Raw genomic sequence first — 21,130 nt, 5'->3', positions numbered from 1 at the left:
CTTAACCATTTATCCATGATTATGAAAATGTCCAGTTTTTTTGCTAATATACTGGACAATTAATTATTTTTGCACAAAAATATACAGAATGAAAATAGCTGAATATATATCATTTACTATAGATCGACTGCCCAGGGGATATGTGTTTACCTATGCCGATTTTGTTACGGATGTGAATCAGAAAGAAGCGGTGATAAAAGCTTTAAACCGCATGGTAGCTGCGGGTAAAATTGCCAAACTATCCAAAGGAAAATATTACAAACCCGAAAATACACCTTTTGGTGCCCTTCAACCTCCTCAGGAACAAATAGTTAAAGATTTATTGGATGAAAACGGGAAAATAACCGGCTATCTCACTGGCTATAGCATTTATAACCGCTTAGGCTTAACAACACAAGTGAGCAATACGATACAAATAGGTAAAAATCAGATTCGACCTGCATTTAAAAGGGAACATTACACCATTTCTTTTATCAAACAAAAAAACATCATTTCCAAAAAAAACATACCTTTCTTCCAGATATTGGATGCCATTCGCTACATCAAAAAAATACCGGATGCAAGTATTGAAGCATCTATAAAAAGGCTGATTGCTATCATCAGGAAGTTTACGGATAGAGAAATCAATACGCTGGTTCGTCTGGCGTTAAAATATCCTCCTGCTACAAGAGCTTTACTGGGGGCTATTTTGGAACAAATACAAAAGGACAAAGCAGCAGAATTACTATTTAAATCCCTGAACCCGATTACAAAGTATAAACTGGCCGGTGCAGCACAGGTACTGACAAACACCGGAAAATGGAATATTGTATGAATTTGCATCACAATCTGAAATTGTTTTCCGACACATTAAGGGCTGTATCACAGCACATGGAAATAAAGTTGGAATTTGTGGAAAAAGATTACTGGATAACTTTGATATTGAACCGTTTGGCAAAAAGTAAATATGTGAATGAAGCCGTTTTTAAAGGTGGGACTTCACTTTCAAAAGGATACAATCTGATAGAGCGTTTTTCCGAGGATGTAGATATTGCTATTATAAACAATAAGGGGAAATCAGGTAATGAGATTAAAACATTAATACGCACAGTTGAAAAAGAAATCACTTCTGATTTGAAAGAACTGAAAATGGATGGAGTAACGAGTAAAGGTTCACGGTTCAGAAAATCTGTTTTTGAATATGTTACAACCGAAAAGAACAATACAAATAATAAACTTATTGTTGAAATAAACTCCTTTTCAAATCCTTTTCCCTTTAATAAGCTGACCATTAAAAGTTTGGTGTCTGACTTTTTAACACAAACAGGGAATGAAAAATACATAGAGCAATATAATCTTCATCCATTTGAAGTAAATGTGTTGAGTAAGGAAAGAACACTATTGGAAAAGGTCGTATCTTTAATTCGATTTTCATTTAAGGAAAACACTGTTGAAAGTATCTCAGAAAAAATAAGGCACTTTTATGACCTGCATTATTTGATGAAAAATGTTGAATGTATTGAGTTTGTTGAATCCGATGCTTTTATAAATCAATTTAATACCATATTGAACCACGATAGGGAAATCTTTGAAGAGCCGGCAGGTTGGCAAAGTAAAATGATTACTGAATCACCCTTGGTTAAAGATTTTTCAAAATTATGGGAACAAGTCAAAGCAAAATATCAAATGGAACTTTCATTATTGGCATACAGACCTATACCTGATGAAAAAGAAGTTGCCAAAAGTTTTGAGCACCTGCTATGCAGAATTAATGGTTAATAGCTTGCCCCCGATTAATCTGGTGTGCTTTTAATAAAGAAATCAAATTTTCCAGATAAACCTACGGGCAAATTCATGAGCATCAGGAAAAAATTCGCCCGGTCCTTGCAGAGAACGAAATTAATTCCTCATTGCATAACAAGGTAAGTAAAAATCGTACAGATGCTGCTGGAAGGAAAGTACGTCTATATTTTATGGAAAAACTTTCCATGCTCATCTTAGTCAAAAGCTTAGGTTTGCAAGGGTTTTTAACCGATAAATCAATAATGATGAAGAGTTTTATACAGTTATTTATGGTATTCCTGCCATATTTCATACACGCAAAACCCATTAATGATTCAGTTTTTCACAAAACAGACAATGTTTTTGCAGGTAAAATTACAGGTGTTTCAGGTGGTTTCTATGATGATTTGGGGACTTTGATGTATGCAGTTTCGGTAAAGATAGATACTATCTATAAACAAAATACATTTTTGTCCCTGCCCGACCAGATTTTTTATCTGACCTTCAATGAACTTTTATTTAAAGAGAATGAAATTGAAAGCTTTTTGTCCGGCATCAGCAGCGGGGAAAAAATTTTTATGCTGAATACGGAACTGACTCAGGCTTATCAGGGAGAACTCAGCCTTGATTGGTATGTTCCGTTAACTCCTGAAAACCACCTGAAGGCTCTTCAATTGGCTGATGATGAAAAAATTAAAATAGATTTTTACAGAAAAACAGTGGATTGTGATAAAAATTGCCGTTTTTGCAGGTTGGTTTACCGTGAAAAATGGAATAGAGTCAAGAGGATTCTGGATGCCAACGACCAAAACCCCAGCTTTCATCCGGAAAATCACCGTAATGTCAGATACGTTTTACCGATAGGTGAGATAAATTTAAGCCTGCCAACATGGGGAACGATGTATGTTTGTTTTTTGACACAAAGCGGTGAGCAGGTAAAATACCTGACTTATCAGTTCGGCTATATTTATTATCTCTTTTGTTTCCTTCATTTTGAGGATGCTGAATGGGTTGACCTAAAAAGTTTCGGAGATGGTAAAGACTATGAACTGCAAAAGCTTGCTGCTATACGGTCGGGAATAATCTGGGAAGCCAATTATGATACGGTGAGTTTCCCCTCTGCTATTCCTGTCTGTCAGCCCGATCTGGAATATATCAGGTTGTGGGAAATTCAGGAAGGGGACAGGTACTTTTTTAACAATGGCAGGGTTGTGGAAAAATTCACCGAGGAATATGCCGATAGTCTTGAAAGAAATAAACTGGTCTTTTCGCTCTGCCTGCTGAACCTTCACCGGAATATCAATCTGAGAATCAAGGCTCTGCAGTCACTTGCCCGTCTGAATGATCCCCGTGCCATTCCTTACCTCCTCGATCTGGCCGGTTTTTACGCTGACCTTTATTTTGACGACCTCGTTTCAAATGACCAATATCAGGAATACCTGTATGAAATTGCCGCGACACTTGACAGTTTGACAAATTGCATAATACCTTATTCACCTGATTCCGATATGGAACAATTAAGGCTGAAAATGGGCATACCGGTATGGAAAAGCAAGATTAAAATATAAAAATTCTTAGCCTGAAATTTACCTTAATTCCGGCTGCTACTTGATTTTCTCTTCAGTAAAAACACCCGTTTTAAAAATTTTACAAGGCTGATGAAAAAATGAATTGAATTTTATCTGCCTGAAATTCAGCTTTTTAAGATTAAGTTCTCTTGTATTCCTTTCTGATCTAAGTGCAACATTATCAGTGTGTTAATACTGTTTTCAGGTGTTTTCACGTATGTCTGCAAGGTGCTTTTATCTCTTTTGGGAGCGTAAGCGATATCATCATCTTTGTACCGTAATTGAAAAAAAATGTCGGACAATTTAAAATTTAAAAAAATGGAAACAAAGAAAATTCTTCTGGTTGATGACGACATTGATGTCATTAACGTACTTGAAACCATTCTGACTCATGAAGGTTATTCGGTCAGTTATGCTTCCAACCAAAAAGACGGTTATGAAAAAGCTTTACAGATTAAACCTGATCTGGCTATTCTCGATGTGATGATGACGACCCAGTATGAAGGCTTTGAAATGGCTAAAAAACTTAAAAGCAGCCCTGAGTTCAGGAATATGCCTGTTATCATGCTGACTTCCATTGAAGTTTTGGTTACTACCAAGCCGGATGTTCAGGCCATAGCCCGTGAATTCAGAAAAGATCCCGATTTCAAGGAAATGGATGTGCTCCTGATTAAAGATGTGGTAAGTGGAAAAGCCGGTATTGATTACAAATCGGAAGATGGAAAATCTGTCTGGCTGCCGGTTGACGGATTTTTAGCAAAGCCTGTTGATTCAAAGAGAATACTCCCTGAAGTGAAAAGGCTGCTGAACGAAACCTTAGCCGAAAAAGCTTAGTAAAATAATCATGAAACATTAACCAACAACATCATGAAGAAGTCAGATTTAGCAGAAATACTGAACAAATACAAAGGGAAGGGACGCGATAGCCTGATACCTCTTCTTCAGGACATTCAGGAATCGGAAGGATATATTTCTGAAAGCGCCATTACTGAGGTCGGAAAGGTTTTAAACCTCCCCACAAGTAAAATATTTGGTGTTGCTACTTTTTACAACCAGTTCAGATTTGAAAAACCCGGTAAATACCATATTCAGGTATGCCGCGGAACGGCTTGTCACGTACTGGGCTCTGCAACCGTCCTGGAAGAGCTTGAAAAACTGTTGAAGACTAAAGCCGGGCGAACGACTTCGGATGGTTTGTTTAGTATTGAGGTGGTAGCGTGTATAGGTGCCTGCGGATTGGCTCCGGTCATCACCATTAACGGAGAATTTTACGCAAAAGTGACTGCCTCCGGTTTAAAACAGATTATCGATGATTATAAATCAAGAGAATTGAAAGAACAGGGAGCTTTGGTTGAAAATGTTTAATGAAAAGTTATGGAAATCCTGAAAGAAAAAGTATTAGCTAAGAATAAGTACAAAGAGCCGGACAGTTCGCCTGATAAAATTTGTGCATATCTGCGGAAAGAACTGGTGGACCGTCCGGTCATTTTTGTCGGAGCCGGTACCTGTGGCCTGGGTGCTGGTGCAGGAAAGACTATGGAGGCGATTGAAAACTATTTGAAATCCAATGAGATAAAAGCTGATGTAGTCAGAGTGGGATGCATAGGTCTGTGTTCCAGTGAACCTATTGTCGATGTGAAGCTACCGGGCAAAAAGCGGATAAGTTTTGAGCAGGTTACTCAGGATAAAGTAACTGAACTTCTTCAGGCCGTTATGAATGGCAGACTCCCTGTGCTGAAGATTATCGGACAGTTTGACGATGAAGGGGAAGCATGGGAAAATGTTCCTTTCATCAGCGAACATCCTTTTTTCAGGTTGCAAAAAAGGCTGGTTCTTGAAAATTGCGGAATATCTGACCCTGTGAGTATTGAAGAATACATCGCAAGAGGAGGCTATCAGGCTTATCTTCAGGTTATTAAAGGTAAATCGAGGGAAGATGTATGTGATGAAGTATTGAAAAGCGGACTCAGGGGAAGAGGAGGGGGAGGCTTCAGTACCGGAACGAAGTGGAAACTTGGACTTGCCAGCCCAGCTGATCAGAAATACCTGATTTGCAATGCAGATGAAGGTGATCCCGGTGCTTTTATGGACAGGGCAGTCATCGAAGGCGATCCGCACAAGCTTCTTGAAGGAATGTGCATTGCAGCTTACGCCATCGGGGCCACCAAAGCTTATGTTTACATACGTGCTGAATACCCCCTTGCCATTGAAAGGCTGATTAAGGCAATTGCTGACGCCAAAGAATACGGACTGATTGGGAAAAATATTTTCGGAACAGGACAGGATCTGGAAATTATCATCAAAAAAGGGGCAGGTGCTTTCGTCTGCGGAGAAGAAACCGCATTGATTCATAGCATTGAAGGAAAAAGAGGAATGCCCCGCCCAAGGCCTCCTTATCCAACTACTCAGGGGCTTTTTGGTAAACCGACAGTTATAAATAATGTAGAGACACTTGCCAATGTCCCTTCTATTTTCAATAAAGGGGCTGATTATTTTGCTTCCATGGGAACAAAAACCAGCAAGGGAACAAAGGTTTTTGCCCTCTCAGGAAAGATAAAAAGAACAGGCCTGGTCGAAATTCCGATGGGAACGACCATCAGGGAAATAATTTTTAACATTGGCGGAGGAATTAAAAATGAAAGAAAATTCAAGGCTGTTCAGATGGGCGGTCCTTCAGGAGGTTGTGTTACAGAGGTGAACCTTGATATTCCTATCGATTATGAATCCTTGCTGTCTGTTGGTGCAATGATGGGATCAGGTGGTATGGTAGTCATGGATGAAGATACCTGTATGGTCGATGTGGCAAAGTTTTTCATGGATTTTATCCAGCGTGAAAGTTGCGGAAAATGTATTCCATGCCGCGAAGGTACCAAAGTCATGCTCGAAACCCTGGAGGAAATAACAAAAAAACCTTTTGACGGGAATGCCTTGTCCCGTTTTAAAAAGATTGTTCAGCTTGAAAATCTGGCCATGGTCATAAAAGACACTTCTCTTTGCGGGCTTGGACAATCGGCACCAAATCCTGTGCTGAGTACCTTGCGATGGTTCAGAGATGAATATGAAGAACATATTTATGAAAGGCATTGCAGGGCAGGCGTTTGTCAGGGATTAAGAACCTATGTGATCGATGATGCCCTTTGTACGGGATGTACGGCTTGTACCAAAAAATGCCCCGTAAATGCCATTGTCGGGTCGAGAAAAAACCCGCATTACATCATTGCAGAGAAATGTACCGGTTGCGGCAGTTGTCAGGCTGCCTGTAACTTCGGAGCAATATATATTGAAGGAGAGAAAAAACAGGTACAGGTGGAATTGTCGTTAAATGAATAAAACCAAAATTATGCGTAACGAAATAAATACGGCAAATTACGATTTTAACATCACGGTAAACAATCAGGAGATAGGTGCCAGAAAAGGGGAAACCATCCTTGAAGTATTGAAAAGAAATAACATAAATGTCCCGACACTTTGCCATATCAAAGACATGTTCCCCAGCGGAGCCTGCAGAATGTGCGTGGTAGAGGTCGAGGGAAGACGAAATCTGGTAACGGCTTGCTCAGAGCCTGTGGCTGAAGGGATGAAAATTCAAACTCATTCTCAGAGGGTTATAACCTCCCGGAAAGTTATTGTTGAACTTTTACTCAACAATCATCCGGATGATTGCCTTTATTGTGTCAGATCGGGGAAATGTGAACTTCAGCAGTTGTCCGGAGAACTGAATATTACAGACAGACGCCTGAACAGTGTCAAAAAACGCTATCAGATGGACGTTTCCAGTCCTTCCATCATACGTGATTCTGCCAAGTGTATTCTTTGCGGGCGTTGTGTCAGGGTATGTGAAGAAATTGAAGGGGTGGCTGCCATTGACTTTGTCGGAAGAGGCAGCAAAACAGTGATTAACACGGTTTACAACCGCGGACTTAATGTGTCGAGTTGTATCAACTGTGGTCAGTGTATCATGGCCTGCCCAACTGGAGCACTTACTGAAAAATCCCATCTTCCTGAAGTATTAGACATGCTTTCAAAAAAGGAAAAAACACTTATCGTTCAGTATGCCCCATCTATTACTGTTTCTCTGGCTGAAGAATTTGGACTTGAATCGGGAAAGGAACTTATCGGACAACTGAATGCAGCATTGCGTAAAATCGGCTTTAATGCTGTTTTTGACACATCTTTCAGTGCCGATCTCACCATCATTGAAGAAGCGACTGAGCTTATCGGACGAATCAGAAACGGGGGCACTTTGCCCATGTTCACCAGTTGTTGTCCGGGTTGGGTCAAATTTACCGAAGAATTTTACCCTGAGATGATACCCAACTTATCTACCTGTAAATCACCGCAACAAATGATGGGTGCCGTCATTAAAAATATCTATGCAAAAGAAAGCGGATTGAAAAAGGAAAACATATACGTGGTATCTGTCATGCCTTGTACGGCTAAGAAATTTGAACAGCAGAGAGATGAGATGATTTTCGAAGGGATTAATGATGTGGATGCGGTGCTGACCACCAGAGAGCTGGCAAAACTCATCAGGTTGCATCATCTTGATCTTACCCGTTTAAACCCTGAATTGGCCGATTCTCCTTTAGGTATGAGGAGTTCTGCCGGTAAAATATTTGGTGCATCAGGTGGTGTCATGGAAGCCGCTTTACGCACGGCTCACTTCTTTCTGACCGGCAAGGAGCTGACAGCTTACCGTATCCCGCAACTCAGGGGAACAGCAGGTATTAAAACAGCTCATCTGGAAATCGATGAGTTAAAACTTGGCGTTGCCGTAGTCAGCGGACTGGCGAATGCCCGCAAACTTCTTGAAGATATTAAAAACGGCAGAGACGATATTCACTTTATTGAAGTGATGGCTTGTCCGGGGGGATGTGTCAATGGAGGGGGGCAACCTATCGGCAGTGATTCAGCTTCAGTCATGGAGCGAATGAAAAGCCTTTATGCCATTGACGATACTGACAGTATAAAAGCCTCACACCTGAATCCTTATATTAAAGAACTTTATGCCAAACATCTTGGTAAACCCAACGGGCACCTGAGCCATAAAATACTTCATACTTCTTATATGGAAAGAGAAGTTTTAAAATAAAGCAGCCATGATGGGAAGCAGTAAATACAGGCAGTTGGTTTACACGGTGAAAGACCGGTGCAGGGTATGCTATACCTGCGTCAGGGAATGCCCGGTAAAAGCCATACGCATCATAAACGGACAGGCTGAAGTAATGCCTGAGCGTTGTATTGGCTGCGGAAATTGTGTGAAGGTATGCAGTCAGGAAGCAAAAATTTATCTTAAATTTACAGAGGAGGTTATCCGCCTGCTGGAATCGGGTCAGAAAACGATAGCTTGTCTGGCACCAAGTTTTGCTGCTGAATTTAATGAAACAGGAGATTACCGTTTATTGGTAGGCATGTTGCGTAGCCTTGGGTTTGATAAGGTTTGTGAGATAGCCTTCGGAGCCGATCTGGTCGCCAAAGAATATTCAAAACTCCTTGAAAAAAATGATTCAAAGCCCGTCATTACCTCCGACTGCCCTGCAGTGGCTTATTATATCAAACATTATTATCCTGAACTGACCAAAAATCTTGCACCTGTTGTTTCGCCAATGGTGGCAACTGCCAGGGTACTGAAAGAAAAGTATGGCAATGAATATAAACTGGTATTTTTCGGACCATGTATTGCCAAAAAGGCTGAAAGCGATGAACTGGATTATGTATGCACCTTCCAGGAACTCAGGGAAATGTTCAGGGAAAAGGGAATTTCAAAGGAGCAGGTCAGTCCGTCAGAATTTGATCCGCCTCTCGCAGGTAAAGGAGCTATTTTTCCTGTTGCCCGTGGCCTGCTTCAGAATATGGAAATTGTAGATGATATCAGCAGGGGAAAAGTACTGACAGCAGAAGGAAGGGTGAATTTCAGGGATGCCATTGAAGAATTTTCCAATGAGCTTGTAGGGATAAAACATCTGGAAGTGCTTGCCTGCGAGGGATGCATCATGGGGCCAGGTATGAGCAGAGGTGGAAAACGTTATGCCCGGAGAAACATGATTACCTGCTATGTACAGAAAAAAATGGAGAAGCTTAATATTCAGGAATGGGAGAATGAAGTGAAAGAATTTGAAAACATTGATCTTTCTCAGGAATTTGAACCACTCGACAGAAGAATTCCCAAGCCAACGGATGAAGAAATCAGACAGGTTTTGGAAAAAATGGGGAAAACCAGGGCGGAAGACCATTTGAATTGCGGAGCCTGCGGCTATGATACCTGCGTGGAGCATGCCATTGCCATCATCGAAGGACTTGCCGAAAACGAAATGTGTCTGCCTTATTCGATAGATAAACTACATGCCTCCATCCGTCAGCTGAACGAAACCTATCAGGAACTTGTCTCCACCCGTCAGGCACTCCGGCAAAGCGAAAAACTGGCAAGCATGGGACAGCTTTCAGCCGGCATTGCCCATGAGCTTAACAACCCATTGGGAATCATTACTATGTATAGTAATATCCTGAAAGAAGAAGCAAAACCGGACGACCCTATCAAACATGATCTTGAGCTGATTGCAGAGCAGGCCAACAGATGTAAAAACATTGTCAGCGGCTTGCTGAACTTTGCCAGAAAAAATCAGGTCAGGTACTCGGAAACCGATTTGTTAGATTTTGTAAAACACAGTACCGAATCGGTGATTATTCCCGGAAATATCAGCGTTGACATACAATCATCACTGGAAAACCACTCGATTATGATCGATACCGACCAGATGATGCAGGTGTTGACCAATCTGCTGAAAAATGCAGTGGAGGCTATGCCAAATGGCGGGAACATTTTCCTCAGGCTGAGCGGAAATGACGATGAAATCAGAATAGAAGTCAGAGATACCGGTGTGGGTATTTCTCCCGAAAATATGGATAAGATTTTTACGCCCTTCTTTACAACTAAAAAACCGGGAAAAGGAACCGGGCTCGGACTCCCTCTGATTTATGGTATTATAAAAATGCATAGAGGAAAAATACAGGTAGTTTCAAACCAGGATGCACAGAAAGGTCCTGTCGGAACAGCCTTTATCATCACTTTGCCAAGAAAAAATTCAACAGAGACGATAAAAGTTTAAATGATTGATTATGAATAATTCAGAAAAAAATAATAAAATGAAAGTACTCATTGTTGATGATGATACAGATTGCCTGTATCAGTTGAAAACTCAGTTTGAAAAGCTGGGCTTTAGTGTGGATACTGCTGAAAGTCAGAAAGATGGAGAAGCTTATATCGAATCTCACCGTCCTGATCTGGCTGTCCTCGACCTCATGATGGAACAGGAAGACAGCGGATTTATTCTCAGTTACAAATTAAAGAAAAAATATCCCGATGTGCCCGTCATTATTGCAACAGCTGTAACTGCAGAAACCGGATATACTTTCAGCCTTGAAACCAGTCAGGACAGGCAGTGGATCAAAGCCGACCTATATCTCGATAAAGGCATTCGTGGCGATCAGTTGCATCGTGAAATTAAAAAAGTAATGAAAATTTAACTCTTTCTTTTTCTCCACTCTGAATAGATTTATTAGTATTTTGTTTTACCTACAATTATGTACATTCAGAGATAAATGCTGAATACTGCTGAGTGTTTCTTCTCATCTGCTGATTTATTTTTCATTAAGAGGCTCAACCAGATTTTTCACTTATTAAACCTCTCAGTTTACTTCCCGTAAAACTTCAAAAAGTGTCACCCCGTTAAAACACCTGTTTTAAAAATTCATGTTTTCATCGCTATTGAAAAGTTTTTTCTTTAAGTTATTGTTTATCATTTATTTGTAAAATAATTATCAGTGTGAGGATAATATTGAAATTGATTGTAAGAGGTTGAAATTTAATTAGTTAAATGAGAAACAAGTGTTTTTACTGACTTTCAGGATGAGTTTTCCGCTCTTTTATGTCCCAGCGGGTTTAGGATAATTTTGTCCTGATTTTAAAAGAAAATGAGATGGCAACATTAAAGGTACTTATAGTAGATGATGAGCCGGGAATACGTTCCGGAATCAACAGAATATTGAAAAATTTTACCGTAGGCTTTCCTTTCATGGAAGAAGACTTTGACTTCGAAATGATTGAAGCCGGTTCAGGAGAGGAAGCCATCGAATGGATCAACCGGCAGGTTCCGGATATTGTGTTGCTCGACAACAAACTTCCTGGTATTGATGGCATAGAGGTGCTGGAATACATCAATGAAAAACAAATTGAAAGCCTTGTGATGATGATTACCAGTTATGCCTCACTTGATCTGGCTGTAAAAGCTACTCAAAACGGGGCATATAATTTTGTTCCGAAGCCTTTTACCCCGCAGGAACTCAAGTCGGCCATGGAAAATATCACCAAACACCTGTATCTCAGACGCATGACCAGACAAATGAGTAACGGACAGGGGAAACAGGCCAGAAACAGATTTATTTCAGTGCTTTCTCATGAACTTAAATCTCCCGTAAATGCCATTGATGGTTATTTAAAGATGATGAAAGACAGGCAGTTAGGAGAAAATATCGATGATTACATGCCGATGATCGATCGTTGTATGGAACGCCTGAACGGAATGCGTAACCTGATCATGGATTTGCTTGACCTGACAAAAATTGAATCAGGCAAAAACATCAGGGAACTCAGGAATATTGACCTTGCCGATACTGCCCGGAAAGCGGTTTACTCCGTTGAAGCCTATGCCATGCAGAGGAAAGTCAGGTTAAATGTAAATCTTCCTGAGTCGCTTTATTTCATTGCCGATTCGAATGAAATGGACTCCATTTTCAACAACCTGTTATCGAATGCAGTTAAATATAACAAGCCTGATGGAGGAATGGTAAATCTTGATCTCAGAAAGGAAGGGGATAAAATTATTATCACGGTAGAGGACACCGGGATCGGGATGAGTGAAGAAGATGTTTCAAAACTTTTCAACGAATTTGTCAGAATAAAATCGGAAAAGACCAAAGGCATCAGTGGGAGTGGCTTAGGTTTATCCATCGTCAGAAAAATTGTTGAGGAATACCATGGAAATATCAAGGTAAAAAGTGAACCGGACAAGGGAAGTATTTTTACCGTGGAATTACCTGTAAAATCTTAATAATATGAAATTTATACCGGAAAAATATAGAATTGAAGACAGAGCTCATCAATCTTTTATAGATGCAGGTGAAATTGAAGAGATACTGAAAAATGCAAAACCTGATCCGGCCAAAGTCAGAGAAATTATTTCAAAATCGCTTGATAAAAAAAGACTGAGCCTGAAAGAAACGGCTGTTTTGCTGAATGTTGACGACCCTGAAATGGTAAATGAAATCAGGGAAGGGGCCAAAAAGCTGAAGCAGCTAGTTTATGGCAACCGTATCGTGCTTTTTGCTCCTTTATATATCGGCAACAAATGTTCAAATAATTGTACTTATTGCGGTTTCAGGGCCTCAAATACGCAGGCAGTAAGAAAGACCCTGTCAGATGAAGAAATTGTCAGAGAGATAGAAGCACTGGAAGACAACGGACAAAAGCGACTGATTCTGGTTTACGGAGAGCATGCACAGTACAATCCTGAGTTTATTGCGCATACCGTCAGGCTGGCTTATTCTGTTAAAAAGGGAAGAGGAGAAATCAGAAGAGTGAATATCAATGCAGCTCCTTTGGAAACAGAAGGTTTTAAAACTGTCAGGGAGGCCGGAATCGGGACTTATCAGATTTTTCAGGAAACCTATCACCCTGAGGCGTACCATACCTACCACCTTCGGGGCAAAAAAGCTGATTATCATTACCGCCTGACCGCTCTTGACAGGGCTATGGAAGCCGGTATTGATGATGTAGGTATAGGAGCATTATTCGGACTTTACGACTGGAAATTTGAAGTTATGGGACTGCTTCGCCATGTCAACCACCTGGAAGCCTGTTTTAATGTTGGTCCGCATACCATTTCGTTTCCGAGAATTAAAGATGCTTCCATGCTGCAAATGGGTAAAAAGTATTTCATGAATGATGCAGATTTTTCTCGCATGGTGGCCATTATCCGCCTTGCAGTACCCTATACCGGATTGATACTGACCGCCCGCGAACCCCTTGAACTCCGCAATGAGCTTTTACAATATGGTGTTTCACAAATTGATGGGGGTACCAGGCTTGAACTCGGAAGTTATTCCTCAAATATCAATGAAATGCAGGATCTGAACAGGGGACAGTTTCGCATCAATGATAACCGCTCGCTGAATGAAATCATTGAGGAACTGATGGAACAGCAGATGTTGCCGTCCTTTTGTACTGCCTGCTACAGAAAGGGCAGAACAGGAGAACATTTCATGGAGTTTAGTGTTCCGGGTTTTATCAAAAGATTCTGTACAGCCAATGCTATCCTGACCTTTTCCGAATATCTGGTGGATTATGCACCTCCTGATACAGCTGAAAAAGGATGGAAACTTATTGAAAATGAATTAAGTAAAAATAATTTCTCAAGAAATAAAAAGGAAATTACTGACAGAATTGAAAGAATAAAAAATGGGGAAAGAGACTTATATTTTTAAGAATATGACCTTGACACTTTTTAGCATAAAATATTTATAATCAATGATAAATAAACAGTTTATTATCAGGAGAATGAGATGATACAAGCTTAAGATGAACGAAAATTTAAAAACAGATACGATGAAAATAGAAGAAATAAACAATGATAACAAAAAGCTCGGTTATTCAAATCAAATGTCAAAATCATCAATCATTGGCAAGCCGCATATTGGCATTTTCGGTAGAAGAAACAATGGCAAGAGTTCCTTTATTAATACATTGACAGGTCAGGACGTGGCAATTGTCTCAGACCATGCCGGAACCACCACCGATCCGGTAAAGAAGTCCATAGAAATTTTCGGTATCGGGCCTGCCATAGTCATTGATACAGCAGGAATTGACGATACAGGCGAGCTGGGACTGAAACGTGTTCAGAAAACCATGAATGTGATTAACCTGATTGATTGTGCCATTTTAATCATAGCATCAAATGTCTTTGATGAAATTGAAATTGAATGGATTAATAAGCTCAGGGAAGCTGCAGTGCCTTTTTTATTGGTTCATAACAAATCAGATCTGAAAAGGTTGAATGCTGATACTGAAAAGAAAATCAGACAATATTACAATGGCGACATCATCGAATTTACCACTTATGCACCTGACAATCTGGAAGTTCTTATCAGTAAGCTGAAAAACATTATCCCTGAAAATGCCTATAAACAGAAGCGATTAATGGCAGATTTAATTAATCCCGGTGAATTTGTGGTACTGGTTACTCCCATTGACAAAGAAGCCCCTGAAGGAAGAATGATATTGCCTCAGCAAATGGCAATACGCGATGTTCTGGATCAGCATGCCATCTGTATTGTGTTGCAGGAAAGTGAACTAAAGCAGTTTTTTCAAAATACATCAATACAGCCTGCGTTGGTGGTAACCGATAGTCAGGTTTTTGAAAAAGTGAGTAAAATAGTTCCTGAAAATATTCCATTGACGAGCTTCTCCATCATTTTTGCCCGCCTGAAAGGGGAATTTGATGAATATCTGAAAGATACGCCCAAAATAGATCAGCTAAAAGATGGTGATAAAGTACTGATTCTGGAAAGTTGTACGCATCAGGTCAATTGTGATGACATCGGAAGACATAAGTTGCCCGAATGGATAAAAAAATATTCCGGCAAATCACTGAGCTTCGAAATAATTGCCGGACTTGCTTCGATTCCGCACGATATACATCAGTATTCACTGGTCATTCAGTGTGGGGGATGTATGGTAACTCCCAGACAGCTTTCGGCACGTATTAAACCTTTTATTGACAACGGTATTCCTGTTACCAACTATGGGATGGCTATCGCATGGATGAACGGAATTTTTGACAGGGTTACTGCCTTGTTCAGGAAATAGAAACGGATTTAATATTATCGATTTATTATTTTATTGGTTCCGAATGCCTGTAAGAGCTTTTCTCTTGATAATCAGCATATTTTTCCTGTCAGCAAGCTGTTTTCATGTTGGGTATTGGACTAAATGGAATGCATTCATTAATTATATTGGTACAGTATAAAAGACAATCTTTACCTTTGCAACTGAAAATTGATTCAAATCCATTGTTATGAGTGTTAAAAAACTGAATATCAGATTCTTATCTTTTTTTCTCTTTCTGATGACGTCATCAAAGGTCTTTTCAGGACCTGGCGATACCATCAGAATTCAGGCAATCAATTTCAGCCAAAGGGGAGACGTAAAGGAAAACTGGGTGGTATTTCCGGATACTTCACATAAATTCCAAAGGATTTTAATGTATTATACCCTGAAATGTGACCCTCAGAACAGTCCGTATCGTTGCGGAGAGTGGGATTATCTTACCTATACTTATGCCTCAAAAAAGACAAATGAATACAAAAAATTTCCTAATTTCAAGGTGGATGGAGCCGAAAAAGACAGTTTCAGCTATATGAAAACCCCATCATGGCTTTATTCCAGTCATTTTGAGTATGAAACCATAAATTCAGATACGCTGGATTTTCAACAAACGATGGTTGGGGATACTTCGAACAGCATTGAAAAAGAATTTATTTCAAAACTTGATTTTCAGAAAACCGTTTTTTTATGGAAAGCAGATGAGTTGGCAGGAGCAGGTCTGATGAAAAAAAATATTACCGGAATAGCCCTGTATGTGGCTGATGCAGCTGTTAATCTGGGAAGAGTGATGATCAGAATGGCACTTACAAAAAAAGATTCGGTCAATCAGCCTGGAAATGACATTTTTGAGGTGGTTTTTGATGGAAAAGTTCAGCTTTCAGCAAAAGGAGTCAACTATTTCCCTTTCTTCAATTCATTTCAATGGGATTCATTTTCCAATATTTTGGTCGAAATGATTTTGTTTGCTCCCTCAGAGCCTGTTAAAATGCTTGCCCATCCTGTTAATTATTTAAGTTCTTCACAATCAGCATCTTCTGATTATACACTCTTTTTTGAAAACCTCGATTATATCGTTTTACCTCAAAATCTTTTTTCATCGCTTACAAATGAAGTAACCTTTGCTTTCTGGCAATACGGCAATCCGAAGTATCAGCCTCAGAACAATACTGTTTTTGAAGGTGTTGACTCTGCCAACAGACGAATATTCAATGTTCATCTGCCTTGGGGAGACGGACATGTTTACTGGGATGCCGGAAACGATGGCAGCGGCTACGACCGTATTGAAAAGCTGGCCGATACCTCTTCATTTAAAGGTAAATGGAATTTCTGGGCATTTACTAAAAACACCTCCACCGGAGAAATGAAAATTTACCTTAACGGGGTATTGTTTCAGAGTGGTACATCAAAAAGCAAGAGTATTAAAAATGTGAAAACATTCAGAATTGGCTCAAATGAAGCCGGTACAGGAAATTTTTATGACGGAATGCTCGATGAATTCAGTGTGTGGAACAAGGCACTCGGTCAGGCTGATATTCAGAAAATCATGTATAACCCGCCCAAACCTTCAGATGCAATATACAATAATCTTGTGGCTTGGTTTCCATTTGACGAAGGACAAGGCAAAACAGTGAAAGATATCAGTCCGAACAAATGGCAGGGAAAAATGAATACAGGGCCCGGCTGGAAACCACATTCTCCTGTCAGCCTTTTTAAAAATATGAGAAACGGGAATTTTCTTCCTGAAATCATATTTGACCAAAGCAATTATCAACAGAAAGTAACCAGAAATATATTAACTGATTCTATTGAGAATCAATCAAATATGCTGGTATTATTCAGCAATTTTTCAAAACCGGATATTCCCACCGATACCTTATATGTCTATCCTCCTTATCAGCGTGTGCTTTTTGACTCCAACGGAAAGCCTGTTCAGTTTATTAAGATTAAACCGGATTCAGTCATTTATAAAATAATGACGGAGGCAAAATACGATGAAAAATACAGAATACTTGACCGTTACGAAATAGGACGCTTTATTACTCCCTATGGCATTAACCTCGATCTGGGCGATGGATTTACCTGGATATATGATGTCAGCGACTATGCACCTCTGTTGCATGATTCAGTCAAAATCAGTTCAGGCAACTGGCAGGAACTCCATCAACTCGACTTTGTAATGATAGAAGGAACACCTCCAAGGGATGTGCTGAGTGTACAAACCTTATACAGCGGAAGTTTCGGACTCCCTAACTTTGCCAGTCTGGTGCAACCGAAATGGCTTACGTTGAATAAAAAAGCTGAATATTTCAGGGTGAAAACAAGGACAACGGGACACGGGATGGCGGCCCCGAACAATTGTGCTGAATTTTGTCCGAAATACCATGAGTTATGGTTGAACGATACTATGCGTTACCGTTGGCTGCTCTGGACGGAGTGTGCTTCAAATCCGCTATATCCGCAAGGAGGAACATGGATTTATGACCGTGCCGGATGGTGTCCTGGTGCTCCGGTTTATACTTACGACTGGGAGGTAAGTAGTTTTATTGATAAACAAAAAGACTCAGTTAAAATTGACTACAATGCTGAAAGTGATGCAGGGGGTAATTTCGTGCTTGAATCCCAATTAATTTCATATAGCGACTTTAATTTCTCTCTTGACGCTGCTGTGGTTGATATTATCGTTCCGAACAAGCATCAGGAATACCTTAGAGAGAATCCGCATTGTGCAAATCCGAGGGTTTTGGTTCAAAATACAGGGAAACAGAAAATCACCTCGATTGAATTTAATTATGGTAAAACAGATGGCACTTACAGCTCAAATTTCAGGTGGAGCGGACAGTTAGAGCCTCTTGATAAAACAGAAATTGAACTTCCTTTTTACTGGGGAGGCTGGATCAGAGATAACAGGTTCAGGGTTTCTGTTTCTAAAGTTAACAATGCAACGGATGATTATTCATTTAATAACACTGTCATTAAAGAGTTTGAAATTCCACCGGTATATCCTAACCGTTTTGTCGTGTATCTGAGGACAAACAGTTTTCCCCAGGAATCAAGGTGCCAGATAAGTGATGCTGCCGGGAATATTGTTTACAAAAGAGAAAATCTTCAGGCCAACAAACTTTACATGGATACGTTAACATTGCCGAACACTTACGGCTGTTATACCCTGAAAATGCTGGATACAGATGGTGACGGGCTCTCGTTCTGGAACAATAATGACGGGAATGGATATCTTCGTTTGAGAAGCCTGGATGGTCCTTATCTGAAAATGTTTAATCCTGATTTTGGCAATGAGATTGTTCATGATTTTACCACCGGTTGGGCATTAGACATCAGGGGAGAAAAACTGATAACTGAAAATTCATTAAAAATCAATCCAAATCCATCATCGGGAAAAGTTTTTATAGAGTTTGATCTCAAAGAAAGGCAGGATGTCAGCCTTCAGCTAAGCGAAATGAACGGACAAGTGATCTGGAGGCGTTCTATTAAAGCAACGACTGGTGATATTATCGAATTAAACCTTGAAAATCAGCCGGATGGATTGTATTTTTTCAGCCTTTTTACAAAAGAAAACATTCTTACACAGAAGTTTATCATAGGTAAATAGCATTGCCAAAATATTAGTTTCACGCTACCTTCCGGTATCTCCTGACTGCCATTGCCAGCACAGCCGATCCGATGGCTGCCAGCGATAGCAATTCAATGCGAATATCTGAAAAACCTGATCCTTTCAGCAAAACCATCCGCATGATACGGATAAAATAGGCTATGGGATTGATTTTGTTGAAATACTGTGCCCATTGGGGCATACTTTCCACCGAAGTAAACAAACCGCTCATAAGCAGAAAGACTATCATAAAAAAGAAGGAAAGAAACATGGCCTGTTGCTGGGTGTTGGCAAGGGTGGAAATAAAAAGTCCCATTCCCAGAACAGCTATCAGATAAATGGCAGCAGCAAGAAAAACCAACCAAAGACTGCCCAGCATAGGGATATTGAAGAGCAATTTGCCAAGGCTCAGTCCAAAGGCAAGATCAAACAATGCAATGATCCAGAACGGGACGAGTTTGCCTGCAATAAACTGATATTTTTTGATGGGAGTTACATTTATCTGTTCTATCGTACCGATTTCTTTTTCTCTGACAATGTTCATTCCTGCCAGAAACAGCCCGATTAAAGTTACCAGCAATACCAGAATGCCCGGAACCATAAAGGTTTTATAGTTCAACTGCGGGTTGTACCAATGGGTATAGGTGATATTAATGGTTTCAGGCCTCGTATGATTTTCTGCTATCTGGATTTTTCCGGAGCTCATATCTTTGTTAAAATCATTGATAATCTGACCTGAATAGGCATAAATCAATCCTGCAGCCACCCCGTTTATTGCATTTATGCTTAGCATGACTTTCCCGGGATTATTTGTATTCAGGTTTTTTTCAAAATGAGGAGGAATCTGAAGAATCACATCTGCCTTACCTTTTTGGAGAAATTTTTCTGCTTCGGAATAAGAAAATGAAGAATATTTTATCCTGAAAAATGGGGAACCTGAGAATTTTGAAATCAGCTTACGTGAAGTGGCTGAAAAGTCGTTGTCCACCACACACATTTTAATCTGCTTCATCTCAAAAGTGGCTGCATGCACCAGTATCAGTAACTGAACAATCGGCACCACAAAAATGATGGGTAGCATCATCCTGTTTCTGGAAACCTGAATAAACTCTTTTTGTATGATATAAAATATTGTTTTCATGGGTTAAGCCTCCAGCCGGACTTTAAATTTTTTAACACTCAGTAATATGAAAAAGGCTGCCATTGCCAGTAATATCAGGGTTTCTTTCCAGACATACAAAAATCCATTTCCTTTCAGCATAATGCTTTTGATAATGATGATAAAATATTTTGGCGGCATAATCTGGCATAAGGCCTGTAAAAGCCAGGGCATATTTTCAATCGGAAAGATAAAACCTGATAATAGGATAGTCGGCAACATCAGGGCTACCATTGACAACATCATGGCGACCTGCTGACTGTTGGTAACAGTAGAAATCAGAATGCCTAACGAAAGGGCTACAGTGATGAAAATCAATGCTTCCAGCATCAATAGTGAGACGCTCCCCAGCACCGGCATTTTGAAAACAAAGTGCCCGATGGCAATGATAATGATGGCATCAATAAAAGCAAGCAGGACATAAGGTGCAACCTTGCCGAAAATAATCTGTACAGGTTTCAGCGGGCTGACCAGCAAAACTTCCATCGTACCAAGCTCTTTTTCACGGGTGATGGAGATAGAGGTCATAATAGCCGACACCAGCATCAGCAGCATGGCCATGATTCCCGGAACAAACATAAAAACACCTTTTAGCTCAGGATTGTAAAGCATCCTGACTTCGGGGATTATTTTCACCGGAATATCTGCCGGTTTGTTTTCTTCAGCCATAAACCCACTGATAATGCCCGAAGTGTAATTGACTACCAAGTTGGCAGTGTTTGGTTCTGAAGCATCTGTCAGCAACTGGATACTGGCTTTACCTTCTTTTTTTAGTTTCTTCGCAAAATCAGGTTCAAACACAACGACTTGTTTGACAAAGCCTTTTTTAAATATCTGCTCGATTTCATCATAGCTGTTAATATTTTCTGTCAGCTTGAAATAGCCTGAAGCAGTTATTTTATTAATGAGCCGCAGTGTGGTCTCATCTTTTGACTGGTCAAAGACAGCAATTTTTACATCCTTTATCTCATTGGTAATGACATATCCGAAAAGAATCAGCTGAATGACAGGCATCCCGAACAGGATAATGAGTGTCCGCCAGTCTCTGATGATATGGTAAAACTCTTTTCTGACAAACCCGATAAACCTTTTCATCT

Annotated in this window: 15 protein-coding genes; 13 read left to right on the top strand and 2 right to left on the bottom strand. The window is 40.0% G+C overall.

Going from position 1 to position 21,130, the window contains the following annotated elements; genetic code table 11:
• Positions 1-88 precede the first annotated feature (88 nt).
• The 13 genes from GX437_00705 to GX437_00645 all read left to right on the top strand — a co-directional run bounded on the left by GX437_00705 (position 89) and on the right by GX437_00645 (position 18,874).
• Positions 89-814, top strand: a complete 726-nt coding sequence (locus GX437_00705; GenBank protein NLJ06164.1) for a hypothetical protein — start codon at positions 89-91, stop codon at positions 812-814.
• Positions 811-1,758 (top strand): nucleotidyl transferase AbiEii/AbiGii toxin family protein, encoded by a 948-nt coding sequence (locus tag GX437_00700; protein NLJ06163.1) that lies wholly within the window; start codon positions 811-813, stop codon positions 1,756-1,758. Before GX437_00705 ends, GX437_00700 begins: the two co-directional genes overlap by 4 nt.
• A 266-nt stretch (positions 1,759-2,024) precedes the next feature.
• Positions 2,025-3,329 carry a hypothetical protein gene (locus GX437_00695; protein NLJ06162.1) on the top strand — a complete coding sequence of 435 codons (1,305 nt, stop codon included), beginning with the start codon at positions 2,025-2,027 and terminating at the stop codon, positions 3,327-3,329.
• Positions 3,330-3,647: 318 nt separating this feature from the next.
• Positions 3,648-4,163: a response regulator gene (locus tag GX437_00690; protein NLJ06161.1), complete on the top strand. Its 516-nt coding sequence runs from the start codon at positions 3,648-3,650 to the stop codon at positions 4,161-4,163.
• Positions 4,164-4,196: 33 nt separating this feature from the next.
• Entirely contained in the window at positions 4,197-4,694 is a 498-nt protein-coding gene (locus GX437_00685) for an NAD(P)H-dependent oxidoreductase subunit E (GenBank protein ID NLJ06160.1), read from the top strand.
• Positions 4,695-4,703: 9 nt separating this feature from the next.
• Positions 4,704-6,659 (top strand): 4Fe-4S binding protein, encoded by a 1,956-nt coding sequence (locus GX437_00680; GenBank protein ID NLJ06159.1) that lies wholly within the window; start codon positions 4,704-4,706, stop codon positions 6,657-6,659.
• A 10-nt stretch (positions 6,660-6,669) separates the two neighbouring features.
• Complete coding sequence (locus GX437_00675; protein NLJ06158.1) at positions 6,670-8,421, top strand: 4Fe-4S binding protein; 1,752 nt, start codon at positions 6,670-6,672, stop codon at positions 8,419-8,421.
• A gap of 10 nt (positions 8,422-8,431) precedes the next feature.
• Entirely contained in the window at positions 8,432-10,435 is a 2,004-nt protein-coding gene (locus tag GX437_00670) for a 4Fe-4S binding protein (GenBank protein NLJ06157.1), read from the top strand.
• Positions 10,436-10,472: 37 nt separating this feature from the next.
• Positions 10,473-10,853, top strand: coding sequence for a response regulator (locus GX437_00665; GenBank protein ID NLJ06156.1), 381 nt, complete (start codon positions 10,473-10,475; stop codon positions 10,851-10,853).
• Between the two features lie 452 nt (positions 10,854-11,305).
• The gene (locus tag GX437_00660; GenBank protein NLJ06155.1) at positions 11,306-12,436 is read left to right on the top strand and encodes a response regulator; all 1,131 of its coding nucleotides are present in this window, start codon (positions 11,306-11,308) and stop codon (positions 12,434-12,436) included.
• A 4-nt stretch (positions 12,437-12,440) separates the two neighbouring features.
• Positions 12,441-13,868 carry a [FeFe] hydrogenase H-cluster radical SAM maturase HydG gene (gene hydG, locus GX437_00655; protein ID NLJ06154.1) on the top strand — a complete coding sequence of 476 codons (1,428 nt, stop codon included), beginning with the start codon at positions 12,441-12,443 and terminating at the stop codon, positions 13,866-13,868.
• 175 nt (positions 13,869-14,043) lie between these two features.
• A complete protein-coding gene (hydF, locus tag GX437_00650) occupies positions 14,044-15,249 on the top strand; it encodes a [FeFe] hydrogenase H-cluster maturation GTPase HydF (protein ID NLJ06153.1) in 1,206 nt (401 codons plus the stop codon).
• 208 nt (positions 15,250-15,457) lie between these two features.
• A complete protein-coding gene (locus GX437_00645; GenBank protein NLJ06152.1) occupies positions 15,458-18,874 on the top strand; it encodes a T9SS type A sorting domain-containing protein in 3,417 nt (1,138 codons plus the stop codon).
• A 19-nt stretch (positions 18,875-18,893) separates the two neighbouring features.
• Here the strand turns inward: GX437_00645 and GX437_00640 are convergent, their stop codons facing one another.
• On the bottom strand, positions 18,894-20,015 hold the full coding sequence (locus GX437_00640) for an ABC transporter permease (protein NLJ06151.1): 1,122 nt from the start codon (positions 20,013-20,015) through the stop codon (positions 18,894-18,896).
• Between the two features lie 3 nt (positions 20,016-20,018).
• Entirely contained in the window at positions 20,019-21,128 is a 1,110-nt protein-coding gene (locus GX437_00635; GenBank protein NLJ06150.1) for an ABC transporter permease, read from the bottom strand.
• Between the last annotated feature and the right edge of the window lie 2 nt (positions 21,129-21,130).

Source organism: Sphingobacteriales bacterium, from assembly GCA_012517435.1.
Lineage (GTDB): Bacteria > Bacteroidota > Bacteroidia > CAILMK01 > JAAYUY01 > JAAYUY01.
The sequence above is the reverse complement of the archived record's forward strand: the minus strand, read 5'-3'. Positions and strand labels throughout refer to the sequence as shown.